The following is an 18,789-nucleotide window of genomic DNA, read 5'->3' as shown; positions in this document are numbered from 1 at the left end:
AATGGCACCGTGCCACAAGTGGGTTACACCGTGACCGATGCTGAAGGCAACACCGACAGCACCACCTTAGACATCACTGTCACACCAGTCAATGATGCGCCAGTGGCTGTGGATGATGAAAGACTGGATCAAATATTTGGTAATGCAATTACTGTTGCTGTAGTCGGAAACGACACTGATGCTGAAAATGATCTTGACCCAACCAGCGTGGTGATCACGCTATCGCCAGCGGGTGGCACCATTGCCGCTGACGGTAAATCAGTTGATGTAGCCAGCGAAGGCGTATGGACGGTTGACCCAGTATCAGGTGATATCACCTTTACCCCAGAAGCAGGCTTCACGGGCAACCCAACCCCAATCAGCTACACGGTTGAAGATACAACTGATCTATTATCTAACGAAGCGACTGTCACCATCGACTATGACCAATTGACTAAGATTGAAGTGGAACCACCAGGTCGCGTTTCTGAAGAAGGGTTAGCAGGAGGCAATCCAGACTCTGATCCAAATCCAGAGCTTGATACCACTGACTCATTAACTGATTCCGATAATAATTGGATCAAAGTAACGGACACGGATACCAGTCTTACTGACTCTGTTGTTAAATTTGTATTACCAACCGTGGATAACGGCATTACGAGTCAAGGCAACCCAGTGGTTTTCAGAATTGATCCAACTACGGGTGACATCATTGGTGAATATACCTATATAGACAGCGCTGGTGCCACTCAAGTTCAGAATGTACTGACCGTCGGTTTAAATGGTAGTAAAGAGGCTATTGTTGATGGCTATCAGTTTGGATACAACGTCACATTGGGTGCACCTGTAGATCATGCTCAAGGTGACAATATTGAAGGCATACTGTCTGTGAATTTTGGTATTGAGGTGTTTGAAAATGCCACAGCTGCCAATCCTCTGATTACATCTGATGAGTTGCTGGCTATCATCGAAGATGATTCTCCTGCTCCCCAACCAGTTGTTTGGAACGTTGATGTTCAGCAAGAAACCGTTACCATCACTGGTTTGCAAACAGGCTTTACTGAAACATTATTTTCTCAGCCAGCAGCGACAGCAACAGGTTATCTAGTGGCTAATAATCCTGCAGCTGGTAGTGCTGGTACTACGGTCTCATCTAGGGATTATGGTGCAACGGGAATATTGTCTGCAGAACAAGATGCGACGTATACAGCACCTGATGGAAATACCTACATAGACGCTATGGATGAAGGTATTTACTGGGGTAGACCAGGAGATGCCGACAGCTCTCCTGCAGGCTATACCACCTATGAAAGCACCAACTATCAAGGTGCAGGTGAAGAAATTAAGTTTGAAAGCGATATTGATTTAGGTGATTTCTCACATATTAATTTTGGTATCTTTGGAGATGGCGGTACTTTGATTAATACGATACTAAATATCAACTTTACGGTTGATGTTAATGGTAACTCGGAGCCAGTCAATGTCGATTATTTGTTGAAACATAACGAAACGCCCAATAACTTAACGGCTGCTTCCTATGGTTTAGATTCTACAATTTACTCAGATGTGTTTGTTCAAAGTGATTTCATTGTTATACCAAATGCTTCTCAGGTTGTAGAGATTGCTGGTCAGCAATATAACCTTGATTTAATGCTCGTGAATAAAGATCCTAACGCTGCTATCGACTCTGATAAAAACAAGGCGTTTTTGAAGGCATATCAAAATAACAATGGCGTCGATGACAATGGTGATGGGCTAATTGATCAGTCAATGTATTCTACTCTTGGTAAGTTAATTAATGGGTTCAATGATCAGGCTGCGAATGGTACTTTTTACTATAACTTGAATGGTAACGGCACTATAGGAGATGTAGGCGACGCGCAATATGTAGGCGATACGACAGGTGGCTATAGATATACCGTTATCGGTAACAGTAATTTTGCTTATATGGATTTAGACAGAGACTTAGTCTCAGATGGCATTGATTTCGATGGTGATAACATCATTGATACTGTTCTAGATACTGCTGGTAATCTCGACTATGTTGTCTTTAGTACGAATGGCAGACGCGCTGAAGATACCAATAATGACGGTATTATTGATAAATATGACAGTGATGGTGATAACATCGTTGATACCGACTTTGCTTTGAATGAGTACGATCCTGCTTTAGATGATGAAGGTACTTTTGTGGTCAATAGTGAAGAAGGTCAGGAAAATATCTATGACATCATCGGTAAATTAACGCCTCTGAACCCTTTACCTAAGTTAGATAATAATATCGTCATTGAAGGAAAGGTAGCGGTTGGTGGTGATGCGGTTGATTATCTCAACTCGACTACCACTGGTATTGTCTGGTCAGGTGTGTCAACAACTGATAGTGATGGAGCGATTGCAGTTATCGATACCGATGGTGACACGACCAATTATGAATTCCAAACGGACTACGGATTATTTATTGGCTATGCTGATGGTAGTTATAAGTTTGATCCAGTGGAAAACATTGCAGATATCGTCACGCCTGGCGTAGATGATATTGATGTATTCTCATTTGCTTATCAGGACTCTGATGGTGACATGGCCAACTCAACAGTTACCTTAAACTATAATGAGTACGCAACACCGCAAAGCCCAGATTCAATAGATGATATTGCGCCACGTGGTACCGCTGATAATGACTATTTGGTCGGTACTAACCAAGCAGAAACGCTAAGTGGTGGCAAAGGAGACGATACGTTAATTGGCCTGAGTGGTGCAGATAGATTGCTGGGTGGTGACGGTAACGATATTTTGATATTTGATAAAAATGATATCGAAATTAACGGCGGCGAAAACTCAGATGGTAGCCTAGACAATGATACCTTGGTGATTACTGATACGAGTATTGTGTCTAGTATCGATTTGAGTAACGTGACTAATTTTGAAACCATCAATATGACCAATGATACCGCCCAAACGCTTAGCTTAGGATTGAGCGATGTTATTAGCATGACGGATACTAATAACGAATTGTTTATCAAAGGCGATAGTATTGATGCTGTCAATGTGTCTGGTATGACTAAGTCTGGTACTTCTGACCAAGCGGGTTATGATCTGTATCAGGACAGTGGTAATTTGGCGAAGTTGTACATTCAGACTGCTGTAGATGACAATGTTATCTGATAATGACATTTAAGCTGTAAAAAAACGCTCCTAAAAGGGAGCGTTTTTTTGTATGGGTTTAGGTCATAGATAGTCTTTATCGGTGCAATATTCAATATTCAATAGACCCTAAACTACTACAGCGTTACCCATCCCTAGATGTACGACTTGTACAATCTGCAGTCAGCTGCCATGTATCCGTTTTAGACTTTTTTGACTGTAGCTAGGGCATGTCCTCAATTCAATCGATAGTTATCTAAATGGGTTAAAAATGGCTAAATCTTGCCAAATGGCGTCAAATAGCTGACTAATATCTCGATATTATCTGCGCTATTTTCCTTGTTTGACTGCGATTTATCTCATTTTTATCACCATTTTTAAAATGAGGACACGCCCTAGTATATGCAGGGGTTAGCCAAGTATTTTAGGAACACTCCCATACTCACCATCAGCGTAGCATTGAAGGTAAAGCGAGCGATTTTTAGTTAATGATAATTGTTTTTGTTATCGTTTACGAGTAAAATCAGTTTTTATTGCTGTTTGATCATCAAAAAATTGAGCTATCACCAATAATCGATAAGCAATGATTTTTATTAAATATACCTTTATCAATAATGAGAGCTTATATGCTACGTGCAGATCAACTGACTATCAACCGTCAAGGAAATACTCTATTAGACAATGTGAGCTGTGAGATTGATACCAATCAATTGGTGGCTTTGGTTGGGCATAATGGCTCTGGCAAGTCGACCTTGATAAAAGCGTTAGCGGGCGAAATGGCAAGTAGTAGCGGCACTATCACATTAGATGAGCACAGTATTAATGATTACGGCAATAAAGAACTGGCGCGGCAAATGGCATATCTGCCGCAGCAGTTGCCAGAAGCTGCTGGATTCACGGTGCGTGAGTTGGTCATGCTAGGGCGCTATCCCCATCAAAAATGGCTGCAAAAGCCCACCCAAATTGATAAAGATAAAGTGGCACAAGCATTAAAGGTGACTCAAACCGAAGCCTTCGCTGATCGAATCACGGCCACGCTATCAGGTGGTGAGCGCGCTCGTGCTTGGCTTGCCATGTGTCTGGCACAGGATACCCGTTACCTGTTGCTCGATGAGCCACTTGCTGCCCTCGATATGCATTATCAAATCGAGGTCATTCAGCTCATTCGTCGTTTGGTGGACGAGCAAGGCTTGAGCGTGGTAATTATTATCCATGATATTAATTTGGCCGCGCAGTATGCGGATCGAATCATTGCGCTGAAAAATGGCCGAGTGTGTCACAACGGTGATATCGCCAGCACCATGCAACCTACCGTGCTACACGATATTTTTAATGTCGATATGCAATTACTCAGTCATCCCATTACTGGGCAGCCTGTCGCAGTCGCTTAGCCTCTAATTATTGCTTCTTATTTCTAACTCGCTTACAAAGATATGCTTCTATGCTTCCTCTTTTTTATACAGAACAATCATCCAAGTATCCAACAGTCACGTCAGCTACTGTGACAGTATTTAAGTGGTTTTTTCTCTCATTGTGCTTAGTATTGACAGCCTGTGATAGCCCAACACCCACGCAAAAAAATACGGATCAGCTCGATGAATCATCGTCTACTCTTACCTCAAAAGCAGAAAACCGTCACAGTGATAGACTCAACATCGTCTCTCCTGACTGGGGTAATGCGGCGACTTTGACAGCGATGGGGCATGCGCCGATTGCGACAGGCGATGTGAGGGTTTGGGACAGATGGGTTGGTAGCCCTAAGCTGCCGACGTCAATAACAGACTTAGGCATCCGCTATCAGCCCAATGCTGAGCTAATCGCTCAACTGCCTGTCGATATGGTCATAGACAACTACTTTTATGAGCATGCACGCAACTTATACGGCGATGTGCCTGCAGAATCTGTGATGTCTGCGGCAAAAGGAGAGACAGCAACGTGGACGGACTATACCGAACCAACGCGAGAGCTAGGTGCACTCATTGACAACCCAAAAATGGCTGAAGACTATATTGCACAAAGTCAAAAAGATATCCGTCATGCCAGTCAAAAATTTCAGCAGCGCTATCCAAAAGTCAAAAAGTTTGCGGTGGTACAGTTTGCGGATGCCAATAATATGCGTATGTATGTGGCAAACAGTTTGTTTCAACCTGCCTTAAAACAAATGGACAAAGAGCTTGTGGTATTGGGCAAGGGTAATCAGTGGGGATTTGTGCCGATAAGAATGGGAGATTTGACAAAACTAGATGATGAGACCTGCTTGTTAATTATCGATCCATTAAGCCCAATCACTAGAGCTGAAATTGATGACAGCTTGATTTGGCAGCGCCTAGGTTATGGCAATACCCGCTGTGTGGGCGAGCTACCACCAGTATGGATTTATGGCGGGATGTCGTCATTGGTCAGCCTAGCAAATAACTTGTCAGAAGTTTCATTAAAAGGCGGGGAAGTACTATGAGCGCCAATGTAGACACTCACAACAACCACAATAATCACCTCAATAACCACACCGATAGTGCTCATACTATGACATCAGCCTCTCAATCAGCAACGGTTTCAAAACCCTCATCAACGTCATCAACGTCATCAACGTCATCATTAAAACAGTCATCGCCGCCACCGAATCAACCCAAACCTCAAACTTCTCTATTTACCAATATATCTTGGCGACTGTGGGTCATGCTCATCGGATTAACGGCTCTATCATTATGGAGCAGTTGGGTACTGATAGATCAAGAATGGACGCGCCCATTCCGTGATTTGTTGATACCAAGCTCGCAATTGGACATTGCCAGTATGGCGATACAGCTGCATATCGTGGCGACCAGTGTGGTGGCGTTATTAGCTGGCGGGCTGTTAGGCGTGGTCAGTATTTTGCTACAGCAATTGGTAAAAAACCCTTTAGCATCCGATACGACGCTAGGGGTGGGCGTTGGTGCGCAGTTGGCCATGCTCATCGTCACGTTGTTTTTGCCAAGCTTGGCCATTTATGGCGGACTTTATGTGGCCTTTGTGGGGGCTATCATCAGTATGAGTCTAGTGTTTGCGTTATCAGCACCCAGTCGGTTTAACCCATTGATTTTGATACTGGCTGGTTTGGTGGTCAATATTTTGCTGGCAGCCGTGGCCAATGTATTGGTGTTGTTTTTCGCTGAGCGTAGTAATGGCATGCTGTCATGGGCGGCTGGGTTTTTGGCACAAAACAGTTGGCATACCAGTATCGCGTTAGTCGTTACTGCAGCGTTGATGGCGATAGTATGTCTGCCCTTATTAAAACCATTGACCATCATGAGTCTAGATGACACCCAAGCAAAACGTTTGGGCGTTCCTATTAATGGTATTCGCGCACTTGTCGTGTTGATTGTGGCAATTGTGACTGCTTTAGTGATTAGTGAAGTTGGCTTGATTGGATTCATTGGTCTTGGTGCGGCAAGTTTGGTCAATGCACTGGGCATTTCTTCTATTGGTAAGCGTTTGGCCGCAGCATTTGGGTTGGGAGCGCTGCTGTTATTGTTGACCAGTAATGTCGCATTATTGCTTGAGCCAATACTTGATATGCAAATTCCAGCTGGTGCCATGACAGGTATCTTGGGTGCACCGTTGATTATTTGGTTGATGTTGCGTCAGCGTCGCGAGCGGATAGAGACAGTGACGCCTATGCTTGCGGGTAAGCATACATCCATTGCATTTTGGCGATGGGGTGTTGGGGTGCTCGCCCTTATCCTGCTGGCTTGTCTTTTTGTACAAGACATTAATGGTTGGGGGCTCAGTACAGACTGGGCGCTCACTCAGCAGTACCGCTTACCTCGTAGTTTGAGCGCTGCGGCCACAGGCTTGATGTTGGCAGTTGCAGGCGTGCTACTGCAAACTTTAACGCGTAACCCCATGGCCAGTCCTGAGGTATTGGGTGTCAGTTCGGGTGCCGCACTTGGGGTCATTTTAGGGTTTTTATTATTACCAAGTTTAGGGCTATCCGCTGGAGCAGGGACGCTATTAATCTCAGGATTGTCAGGTGCGATGGCTGTGCTGCTATTGATTATTTGGCTAGCACGCAGGGTCAGCTCAGGTTATTTATTATTGGTGGGCATAGGCATTGCCGCCATGATGGATGGGGTGATGCATATGGTCAAGCTCTCAGGAGACCCGCGTTTAGAGGCGATGCTCAGCTGGCTATCAGGGACAACTTATAGCGCCCAGCCCAGTACGGTATGGTATCTCATTGGTATTGCATCTATCTTATTTGCACTCAGTTTACTGCTGATTAAACCTTTGCGAGTTCTTGGGTTAGGTGCAGGTGTGGCGCGTAATCTAGGTGTGGCAGTCACGCCAGTTACCTTGTCGCTATTGGCATTAGTGGCAGCGCTTAGTACGGCCAGTACACTTGCCGTTGGCCCGTTGAGCTTTATTGGTTTGATGGTGCCACATTTGGCTACTTCACTCGGTGCCGTCAAGCTTGAACGACAATTGCCATTAGCTGCACTTTTAGGGGCAGGCGTGATGGTAATAGCAGATTGGATTGGTCGTTATGTTATTTTCCCTTATGAGCTACCGGCGGGTACGATTGCTGCCATTATTGGTGGTGGCTACTTTTTATGGCTCATTCGTAAGGTGCCAGCCTCAGCCTTTAGATAGCTACTAGCAAATAATTCAAGCGAGCATAGATGGTTTTAGAACTGTCTGTGCTTATTGGCTGTGTGTCACTGAGCGGTCGACGGTCTGTGATGGTCACCAAAACACTTTTCTTTATTATTTTTACCTCTCGAAAAACCAATAAATTGGGTTGACAGCAAATCATAGGTAGTAGATACTACACCGCATTAAAGATAATGATTATCATTTATATTATCATTCAATATAAGAAAACAGTATTTTAAGAAGTAAGCGTCAAAATTTACTTTTGAATGTTTACCCAAGACGACTGACAATAACAAGGCTGAAGCTATGGACACGATCCTCTTAGACGAACCACTTGATAACGAATGCTACTTACATCGTCAAGAAAAATTTGAATCGAAGGTTCGCAGTTATCCACGTAAGCTACCTTTTGCGATTCAATCAGCCAAAGGGGCGTGGATTACCGATGTGGAAGGTAATGAGTATATCGACTGTCTATCAGGCGCTGGCACGCTGGCACTTGGACACAATCATCCCGTAGTCACAGAAAGTATCAAAGTGCTATTAGACAGCAACCTACCGATGCATACATTGGACATTACCACACCGTTAAAAGACAAATTCAGCGAGTTTATGTATAAGTTACTCGCTACCAATAGCGATGAGTATTGCTTGCAGTTTTGCGGGCCGACAGGCGCTGATGCGGTAGAAGCGGCTATTAAACTCGCCAAACAAGTCACTGGTCGTTCAGGTGTTGTTAGCTTTAGCGGTGGCTATCATGGTATGACGCATGGCGCGCTGGCTGTGACAGGGAACTTGGCACCTAAACAAGGTATCGAAGGTCTGATGAGCTCGGTACAGTTCTTGCCTTATCCCAATATGTATCGCTGCGCGTTTGGCTTGCCTTTTGAGCAAAGCATCCACGCCCATATGCGCTACTTTGAAAACTTCTTAAAAGATGTAGAGAGCGGTGTGGTGAAACCAGCCGCGGTCATTTTGGAAGTCATACAAGGGGAAGGCGGTGTCAACCCTGCGCCCATAGAATGGCTGAAGCATGTGCGCCGAGTGACAAAAGAGCTAGGCATCATGCTGATTATTGATGAAGTGCAAACAGGGTTTTGCCGCACAGGACGTTGGTTCGCTTATCAATATGCGGATATTGATCCCGACATGATTGTGATGTCAAAAGCAATCGGTGGTGGTCTGCCACTTGCGGTACTGGGTATCAAAAAACAATACGATGTATGGCAGGCGGGCAATCATTCTGGTACGTTTAGAGGCAATCAATTAGCCATGGCGACTGGCCTTGCCACCCTCAATTACTTAAAAGACAATAACGTTGCTGATTATGTTTTAGAAATAGGCGCATGGTTCATGTCGCAGCTAAAAATACGCCAACAGCGCTATCCAAAAATGGGCCAAGTCAGAGGGCGTGGTCTCATGATTGGCATAGAGATTGTCAATCCCAGCCTACCTAAGCAAAATGACGGTAGCTATCCAGCAGACAGCGATGTGGCTGCCAAAATCCAACAAGCGTGTTTCAAACATGGATTGGTGATTGAAAAGGGCGGTCGCGGTGGCACCGTACTGCGGTTGTTACCGCCCCTTAATATAACCAAAGATGAGCTGCAGCAAGTCTTGCAAAGGCTCGATATGGCGCTAGAAGACAATCAATAGTATTGCCAGCGCCTTAGCATGATTCACACATTTATAAAAAAACTCTGATAACAACTCTAATAACGACTCTAATAATAAGTCACTTATTTTCGATTTATACAATCGTAGAATAGGACGGGTGAGGACATTTTGCATTTATTAAACCAGCAAACCAGTGAACAATATGTCACGCATATGCAAAAAACCAGCGCTGTTATCAAACAGTGGCTAGACGATAATAACGTGTATTTGGGCGGCACACCGCAACAAGTGCAAGCAACCAATGCCTTTAGCATCCGTGAGCAAGGCCGAGACATCGACACGATACTCGCTGATATTCAAAGTAAGTTTTTACCCAGTTGTGTGTCGACGGCCAATGCGAATTGCTTAGCCCACTTACATCCACCCACACTGGTCATCGGTCAGATTGCTGAGATGATTATAGCGGCCACGAACCAAAGTATGGACTCGTGGAACCAAAGCCCAGCAGCGACCTATATCGAAAAAGACTTAATCCATTGGCTGTGTCAACGTTGTCAGTTTGATGACATCTCTGGTGCCCTCTTTGATGAACAGATAGGCCATAACGCTGGTGGTGTCTTTACCAGTGGCGGTACGCAAAGTAATTTGATGGGTCTACTCCTAGCACGCAATCAATTCTATAAAGCTAAGGGCGTTGATGTGCAAAAGGATGGTCTGATGGGTCAGTCTGTTGGCGCAATCCTGTGCTCAGACCAAGCGCACTTTTCTATCGAAAAAAACGCGGCGCTATTAGGTTTAGGTCAAAAATCCGTCATTAAAATAGCGACCGATGCATCAGGTGCCATGCTGATGTCTGATTTACAACATCAGATAGATAAGCTGGGTGCTGACAATGTGATGGCCATCATCGCAACCGCTGGCACAACGGACTTGGGTGCTATTGATCCTCTAATGTCTATTGGTAAAATCTGCCGTGATGAACAGATATGGCTACATGTCGATGCGGCATGGGGCGGGGCATTGCTACTATCACAGCGCTATCGACACTTAATTGAGGGTCTGAATCAAGCTGACTCTATCACCTTGGACTTTCACAAACATTTCTTCTTGCCGATTAGCTGTGGTGCTTTTCTCTTACGAGACAATCAAAATTTTGAGAGTATTCGCCATCATAGCGAATATCTAAACTCTGCTGATGACGAACAAGACAATATTCCAAACTTGGTGACGTACTCTTTGCAGACCACACGCCGATTCGATGCCTTAAAACTGTGGATGGCGCTGGACTTACTGGGAACGGATGACTATGCAACTTTGATTGATAGCTGTCTGGATACCGCCAAGCAAGCGGCACAGCTAATTGATGCAAATGAAAATTTTGTACTGGTACATGAGCCTATTATCAGCAGTGTTTTGTTTTACTTTACACCTAAAGATACCGCGCTATCTGATGACCAACTCGCACAGCTCAATCGCCACATTGCACAAGAATTATTGGTCAATAACATTGCCAATGTAGCCACCACCCAGTTTGAGCAGCGCCTTTGCCTTAAATTCACCATTCTAAATCCCAATACCCAAATCAATGATATTGCAGACATCATTGAGCAGATGGCTATTGCTGGTTTTAACCGACTCAATTCTGACAACCTGAACGTTGATGGGAAGAAATAACATGATGCAGCATAAAACGCTTGATCGACTTACACTACAAAATCTAATCAATGCTTACTGTTTTGAGACTGGGCGCGGCGATATTATTGCCGTAGAGCAGCAGGATGATATACAGAAGCAGGCCTCACAAAACAAGCCTCTATTAGTGCTAATGCTATTGCCTTCGAACACGGTAATGGTCGTACCTGTCGATAGCGTGAGCCAATTGGGTCAGCATCGTTTGGCGGGCACGCCGCTTACATTAAATAAGCAGGTCAGCATACGATCAGACTCAAAATTAGACACGCAACTGGACGACCCTTTGCAAAACAGCCGATGGATAAAATCCTCTGCTATGAGTTTAGCGTCTTTGATTATTGAAGACATCGTGCATCGTTATAAAGAGAAAGCGACGCTAGATGCCAATGGTGTATTAAAGCGCTGGATTGAGAGTTATGAGGGGCTACAGATTATTTTAGAGCATCGCAATGATGAGATTGATGACATCATTGACTATCAGCAAGACTTTATTCAGACTGAACAAAACCTTATTTACGGTCATGCCATGCATCCTACACCCAAAGGCCGTGCTGGTTTTTATGGTGCTGAGTGGGCGAAGTATGCGCCCGAGACCAATAGCAAAACCCAGCTGCATTATTGGCTAGTGCACCCCAGCTGCATTACAGAAGAATTCGTAGATGGCGATAGCATTACCACAGCGCTCAAATCAAAACTAAAAGCTGATATGAGTGGCTATCAGCAGCAACTTGTCGATGAGCATCCTGACTATAAGCTGTTGCCATTACACCCTTGGCAAGCAAGGTTTTTGCAGCAGCAGTCGTGGTATCAAAAACTGCTAGAACAAGGCCAATTGTTTGACTTGGGTGAGCTCGGTTGGTATCTGCATCCGACTACATCAGTACGCACGCTAGCGGCCTTTGATGCGCCTTGGATGTTTAAACTGTCGTTGTCTGTGGCGATTACCAATTCGGTGCGGATTAACCTGCCCAAAGAATGTAAACGCGGTATGCATGCCTGCCGAATCTGGCGTAGCGACTATGGTACTCAGCTCAAAACCGAATACCCTACGATTGCGGTATTGAATGATCCTGCTTGGATTGCCTTACGTGTGGATGGAAAAATCATTGATGAGACCATTTGTATCCTACGTGATAACCCGTTTACAGAAGAGACGCAAGTCACCAATCTTGCCAGCCTAAGCCAAGACCATCCAACTCGTCTTACCAATCGCTTAGAGACATTGTTTAAGTCTATCCATAAACGGACAGATGAACCTCTAGAACAGGTGGCTATCCAATGGTTTGATACTTATTTGCAAGTTGGTTTTATACCGCTGGTTCATATGTATTATCAGCATGGTATTGGGTTTGAGGTACATCAGCAAAACAGTCTGATTGAGCTAAAAGACGGCTATCCTACTAAATTTTGGGCCAGAGACAATCAAGGCTTTGGCTATATTGCGGAGTACGCCACGCCACTCATTGACGCTTATCCCGAGCTGATTAGCGAAGGAGAGTGTGTCATTCCAGAAGACTTTGCTGACTCACGCTTTGCCTATTATTTAGTTGGCAACAGTATATTTGGTCTTATCACTGCTATTGCTCGTACTCAGCTTGTGAGTGAGGAGACATTAATCACGACGTTTAAAGAATGTCTAATGGCGTTAGAGCAACAATACCCACATCGTTCGTTATTTGACTTGTTGTTGCGTAGCCCTACATTGCCGTTCAAGGGCAATCTACTCACCAGACTCTATGCACTCGATGAGCTGACCGCACCTGTTGAAACCCAGTCTATTTATGTCGATATCCCAAACCCTATGATGACGTAGCACGTCATATTGGAACGGCAAAGATAAGCACACGATAAAAGTTAGGGTTCAACAAGAATTAGGGCGTGTCCTCAATTCAAACGATAGTTATCTAAATGGGTCAAAAATGGCTAAATCTTGCCAAACGGTGTCAAATAGCTGACTAATATCTCGATATTATCTGCGCTACTTTCCTTGTTTGACTGCGATTTATCTCATTTTTATCACCATTTTTAAAATGAGGACACGCCCTAGCATCAGAATTAATGTGACTACCAAATCACTAAGGGGCGACCGTGTTAGACATTATTGGTATTGGCGTAGGGCCGTTTAATCTAAGTTTGGCGGCATTACTGACAAAGACCGACGTAACCGCCAAGTTTTTTGAGCAAAAAGCTGAGTTTAATTGGCATAAAGGCATGATATTGCCAAACACCACACTACAAGTGCCTTTTATGGCAGACTTGGTGACATTGATAGACCCAACCAGTCCGTATTCTTTTTTGAATTATTTGCATACTCAGCACCGATTGCTCAAGTTTTACTTTTTAGAAGAATTTAAAATTTATCGTAAAGAGTACAATCATTATTGCCAATGGGTAGCAGAGCAGCTGGATAGTCTGAATTTTGATGCGGCAGTGATAGACGTGGCGTTTGACGATAGCAATGATGGGTTTGTAGTGACAGTCTCTGAACAAGGTACACAAAACACCTATCATGCTAAAAATCTGGTCATAGGAACAGGAACACAGGCCACGCTACCACCATCGCTGCAAGATATTGCCAAACAAGCGCCTAACCGCTGTATGCACACTGCCCATTTTGCAGACAATTTTGACTTGGATAGCCTCAATAATGCTAGTAGCCTTGATGTGAATAGCACCAAGACTGAAGGCAAACTGACAAAAGTGTTAGTGTTGGGATCTGGGCAATCTTCAGCAGAGGTATATCGAACGCTGTTTGATCAGCAGTTTGATGGCGATGATAGTACTAATGACGACCCTAAGTTTCAGCTAGATTGGATGACTCGCTCGGCAGGATTTTTTCCCATGGAGTACTCCCCATTAGGTTTGGAGTATTTTAGCCCTGCGTATACAGATTACTTTTATCATTTAGACTCAGCAACCAAGCCTCAAGTCACTGCCAAGCAAGATCTACTTTATAAAGGCATGGGCTTTGAGACCATACGTGATATCTATCATCGCCTCTATGAGCGTAGTATTACCAATCAAGATTTGTATTCGACGTTGCTGTCTAACTGTGAAGTGGTTGAGGCAACGCTGACAACAATGCTAGAAGCGCCAGAGCCGGCAGACACCATAAAACTGGTAGTTAAACAGCGTGAACAGAATCAAGATTTCACTGCTGAGTATGACTGTGTGATTGCTGGTACAGGCTATCGTTACGGTCTGCCTGAGTGCTTAAATACGCTACTACCTAGCATCGCGCACGATGAATTTGATCAGCCAGTCATTGATAGAGACTATGCACTGAAATATGTGCTGACGCATCAAAAAAACATCGCGACTGATGGCAAAATTTTTGTACAAAACCAAGAGGTGCACACCCATGGCGTTGGCGCACCAGACTTGGGGTTGGGGGCTTATCGAGCAGGGTGTATCGTCAATCAGTTAACAGGTGAGCAGACTTACGACACCGATGCCTTAAAAGTATTTCAAAATTTTGGCGCGTAGTTTTTATAAGCATCCTATTCCATCAAAACCATATTAACCACATAGCAAAATAATAACTAGGAGCAAGTCATGCCGACTATCACCCAAAACCTACCCGATACGTTTAGCATTGAAGCTTATCAAAAGACGTTTGCATTGCGACCTGTCAGCTACCCAGATGATATGCCATTACTGTATAAGTGGATGCATGCTGAGCATGTGGTTGATCAGTGGCAGCTACATCTCCCGATGCCGCAGCTAAAAACCCATTTTGAAAAAATGCTGGCCGATGACCATCAGCGTCTCTACCTCATACTTTGTGATGATAAGCCGATTGGCTATACAGAGATTTATGAAACGGCTCGTGACCGGTTGTCTCAGTATTACAAAGCCAAAGAGACGGACATGGGCTGGCATATTTTGCTTGGCGATCCAGCGGTGGTTGGCAAAGGCTATCTCAAGCCAACAGGCATGATGATCAGCAAGTTTATATTTGAGCATACTGAGGCCAAAAAAATCGTAGTCGAGCCGGATAGTAAGGTTGAGGTGTACCAATGGATTGCTGATAGCTTCGCTTATCGCGTACAACGTCTGATTGAAATGCCAGAAAAAACCGCCTCATTGTATTTTTGCAATCGCGATGAGTTTCTAGAATCTAGAGGGTATCTGAATTTCTATGGTGCCACTGCTTAATGAGCAATGCCCCTATAAATAAAGCCCCTATAAATAAGGCATCTACAAATGAGTCGCCTATAAGCGAAGCCTCTCAAAGTAGTAGTAATGGCTTGACCGACAAACAGGTACAGCAGGTATTACTGACATTACTACTCGGCGGTACGGTCGTCAGCTTTAGCAATAGCGCGCTCAATCCAGCGATTCCTGTCTTTATGTCGGTGTTTGATGTCGATATCGTGATGGGCGGCTGGGTGTTAAATGCTTATGTCTTGGCCATGAGTGTGGGGCTGATGCTAAGCGGCTACTTAAACAAAAAATTTCCTTTTAAGCATGTTTATTTGGCGGCAATTTTCGGATTTATGCTGGGCTCAGTCATTGGCATGCTAGCGTCTAGCATGAGCTTTGTCATCATTGCTAGGGCCATACAAGGACTGAGTGGCGGTCTGATCATTCCACTGTCTATTGGTATGCTGTATCAGATTTATCCGCAGCAGCAGCACGGCAGAGTAATGGCGCTATGGGGCATTGTTATTATGATGTCGTTGGCGTTTGGCCCTTTGGTCGGTGCTTACTTGGTTGAGCAGTTTGCGTGGTGGATACTGTTTGCCATTACCTTGCCACTCAGTGCGGCGGTCATGGCGATGGTGTGGTGGTTAATACCTGATATGCGCTCACATGATAAAAAAAGTCCTTTCGATATCATCGGGTTTATCAGCTTACTCACTTGGCTGCTTGCGATGATGGTTTGGCTGAGCACGCTGAAAATAGACTTCACTAGTGGATTGTTCAGCAGTGACGGATTATTAAAGATAGCCACGTTGGGTTTATTGTCTGTCGGATTTTTACTGTCCGCGATGGCTTGGTGGGCATATGAGCGGCGTCAGAAATATCCGTTATTAAACGTGCGCTTGTTCCGTAATAAAACCTATTTGCACAGTAATATCATCAGCATTAGCCAAACAGTCGGTTTGATGCTGTGTCTCTTACTATTACCCGTGCTGATACAAGACGTGATGGGCGAGAGTGCTTTATGGACAGGTGTTGTCCTGATGGTCGCGACGCTCGTGGCCAGTATCACCACGCATTACGCTGGCAAGATGGTAGATAAGCAAGGTGCCAGAGGGATTGGCATCGTAGGAATTGCGATTAGTGCGCTATCTACTTTGATGCTGGCATGGTGCTTGTATCAGCCCACGCTTTGGCTATTAATGTTGATTATGAGTATGCGAGGTATTGGGGTAGGTTTGGCTTACCTGCCAACCACTACCGTTGGGTTTAGTAGCTTACCCAAAGAATCAGTCACTGAAGGCGCCGCCCTTAATAACATCAGTCGCCGCATCATCTCTACCATATTTATCACGCTGTCCACCCTTTATATAGACAGTCGAAGTGCGCAGTTATTAGCATCAGGTAGTAGTCAAGGTATGGCAAGCGCGATCCAAGAAATACTGGTGGTCATCGCGGTGATTTTATTATTTACAATTCCTTCAGCATGCAAATTACCACGATCCTCATAAACAAATACCCCGTATCGGGGTTTACTTTAACTTATTAACGTAAATAATTATCATTCGCTTTATATGCATCTAAATTCATACTTTTATTTGATTCAATTTTCAGACAGGAAGCTTATACCTATGTCCAATCATCTAGCAAACTCTACCAAAAATAATAATAGTGCAAATGTCACTTATGCAACTAAACCGTGGCAAGCACCTGTTAATTCTAAAATTATAGCACGCGCTGAGCAACGGGTGATCAAGCAATTGCTACAAGCATTACTATATGAAAATATCATTGAGTTTGAATCTGAAAGTGCGAACACCACTCATGAAAGTACTGGCAACGAGACGCTGCTGAATTTTGTCATACAAGCAAGTGATGATGTCCGTTATACCGCGCAAGGCTATATTCATTATAGTTTTGACATCATTCGTTTGAATGAGTTAAATGTGCAGCGAGTGGTTAACGGTGTTGCCGAAGACGCCATTCTTGAGCATGTAATCAGTGATATCTTGCTCAACATTGAGGGTGCAGAACTCAAAGACAGCTTTATCAAAGAGCTGCGCCATACCTTAGTGAACGAAACACAGTCTCAGATACTGGCTTCTAATGTGCCTGTAGCTATTAATAAACTCACTTATGAGCAACTCGAAGGCTATTTGACGGCAGGGCATCCTTATCATCCGTGTTTTAAGTCTCGTATTGGTTTTGATTTGCAAGATAACTATGACTACGGCCCAGAGTTTGATCAAAACATCGACGTAGTGTGGTTGGCGGTCAAAAAACAGCTACTGGTGAGCAATACCACTACTGGTATCGATATAAACGAATGGGTGAAAGATTATGTGGGTGCGGATGAATTTGATGCACTCAATGCCAAACTCACAGAAGTACTTACAATCACAAATAAGCAAGACGAAGGTACAGCTAGTCATGAAGTAGACGAGACGGCTAATAATTATTGCCTGATACCTGCGCATCCTTGGCAATGGCAAAATACTTTAATTCAAGCATTACAGCCACTGCTTGCCACGCAAGAAGTTATCTACTTAGGTAGTGCAGGTCATCAATATCGTGCTCAGCAGTCTATTCGCTCACTGACGATGCTTGGTAATAGCGATGACAATGGTAACAATGACACTATTAATGATAAAGCCTACCTAAAACTAAGTATGCACCTGATTAATACCTCAAGCACACGAATACTGGCAAAGCATACCGTGATGAATGCGGCTGTTGTCACCACTTGGTTGAATCAACTGATTGCAGATGATAAGACAGCCCAAGCATTACCCATTGCGTTTTTAGGTGAGACCGTTGGTGTCAGTCTCGACCATGAGGCGTTACGCGCGCGCGGCTACCAGCATCCAAATATGTATGGCGGGCTAGCTGCGATTTGGCGAGAAAACGTCAGTCAGTATCTATCAAAAGGTCAAACCGCATTTCCGCTCAATGGTGTCAGCTATGTCAATGCTGATGGCTCGCATTTAATAGCACCTTGGCTTGATAAATATGGCGTAGAGACATGGATTGCGCAGTTAATTAAGATCACTATCACCCCTTTATTGCATATCTTATTTGGTTATGGTGTGGCACTAGAATGCCATGCGCAAAACATCGTCTTGGTACATGAAGATGGCTATCCCATAAAAATATTACTAAAAGACTTGCATGACGGGGTTCGCTATTCACCTAATCATTTGACCCAACAACACTTGCGTCCAGACTTTTATAGCTTGCCACCTGCCCATGCTGCCTTAAATAGAGGCTCATTCATCGAGACCGAAGATACCGATGGTATTCGTGATATGACGGTTGCTTGCTTATTCTTTGTGGCGTTGTCAGACATCGCAATTTTTATGCAGACGCATTATCACTATGCTGAAGTGGCGTTTTGGCAACAGGTTGCTGACTGCGTGATCGACTATCAAACCTCTCATCCAGAGCATCAAGTACGGTTCGGCTTGTTTGATGTATTCGCTGAACAAACGCGCATTGAGTCATTGGCTAAGCGCCGATTATTCGGAGATAAAGCATTCCCGATTAAATACATCAATAACCCATTGTTTAAAAGTCGGGGGTAAA

Annotated in this window: 11 protein-coding genes; all 11 read left to right on the top strand. The window is 44.2% G+C overall.

The genetic code is table 11. The features are described from left to right. Positions 1 to 3,141 (top strand): Ig-like domain-containing protein (locus tag QL982_RS07240; protein ID WP_290190249.1); only part of this gene is annotated, 3,141 nt, incomplete at its 5' end. Between the two features lie 605 nt (positions 3,142 to 3,746). Beyond that, positions 3,747 to 4,511 (top strand): ABC transporter ATP-binding protein, encoded by a 765-nt coding sequence (locus tag QL982_RS07235; protein WP_290161535.1) that lies wholly within the window; start codon positions 3,747 to 3,749, stop codon positions 4,509 to 4,511. 50 nt (positions 4,512 to 4,561) lie between these two features. Beyond that, complete coding sequence (locus QL982_RS07230) at positions 4,562 to 5,575, top strand: ABC transporter substrate-binding protein (protein ID WP_290161533.1); 1,014 nt, start codon at positions 4,562 to 4,564, stop codon at positions 5,573 to 5,575. Continuing rightward, positions 5,572 to 7,749 (top strand): Fe(3+)-hydroxamate ABC transporter permease FhuB, encoded by a 2,178-nt coding sequence (gene fhuB, locus QL982_RS07225; protein ID WP_290161531.1) that lies wholly within the window; start codon positions 5,572 to 5,574, stop codon positions 7,747 to 7,749. The genes QL982_RS07230 and fhuB overlap by 4 nt, the downstream gene beginning before the upstream one ends. Positions 7,750 to 8,058: 309 nt before the next feature. Then, entirely contained in the window at positions 8,059 to 9,408 is a 1,350-nt protein-coding gene (locus QL982_RS07220) for a diaminobutyrate--2-oxoglutarate transaminase family protein (protein ID WP_290161529.1), read from the top strand. Positions 9,409 to 9,537: 129 nt separating this feature from the next. Further along, positions 9,538 to 11,043: an aspartate aminotransferase family protein gene (locus QL982_RS07215; RefSeq protein ID WP_290161527.1), complete on the top strand. Its 1,506-nt coding sequence runs from the start codon at positions 9,538 to 9,540 to the stop codon at positions 11,041 to 11,043. Between the two features lies 1 nt (position 11,044). Then, on the top strand, positions 11,045 to 12,874 hold the full coding sequence (locus QL982_RS07210) for an IucA/IucC family protein (RefSeq protein WP_290161526.1): 1,830 nt from the start codon (positions 11,045 to 11,047) through the stop codon (positions 12,872 to 12,874). Positions 12,875 to 13,149: 275 nt separating this feature from the next. After that, positions 13,150 to 14,547: a SidA/IucD/PvdA family monooxygenase gene (locus QL982_RS07205; RefSeq protein ID WP_290161524.1), complete on the top strand. Its 1,398-nt coding sequence runs from the start codon at positions 13,150 to 13,152 to the stop codon at positions 14,545 to 14,547. Between the two features lie 69 nt (positions 14,548 to 14,616). Next, positions 14,617 to 15,219, top strand: coding sequence for a GNAT family N-acetyltransferase (locus QL982_RS07200; RefSeq protein WP_290161522.1), 603 nt, complete (start codon positions 14,617 to 14,619; stop codon positions 15,217 to 15,219). Then, positions 15,219 to 16,718, top strand: a complete 1,500-nt coding sequence (locus tag QL982_RS07195) for an MFS transporter (protein ID WP_290161520.1) — start codon at positions 15,219 to 15,221, stop codon at positions 16,716 to 16,718. Before QL982_RS07200 ends, QL982_RS07195 begins: the two co-directional genes overlap by 1 nt. Before the next feature lie 120 nt (positions 16,719 to 16,838). Beyond that, positions 16,839 to 18,788, top strand: a complete 1,950-nt coding sequence (locus tag QL982_RS07190) for an IucA/IucC family protein (RefSeq protein ID WP_290161518.1) — start codon at positions 16,839 to 16,841, stop codon at positions 18,786 to 18,788. Position 18,789 lies beyond the last annotated feature (1 nt).

Origin of the sequence: Psychrobacter sp. 5A.1 (assembly GCF_030407455.1) — a bacterium.
Taxonomy (GTDB): Bacteria; Pseudomonadota; Gammaproteobacteria; order Pseudomonadales; family Moraxellaceae; genus Psychrobacter.
The sequence above is the reverse complement of the archived record's forward strand: the minus strand, read 5'-3'. Positions and strand labels throughout refer to the sequence as shown.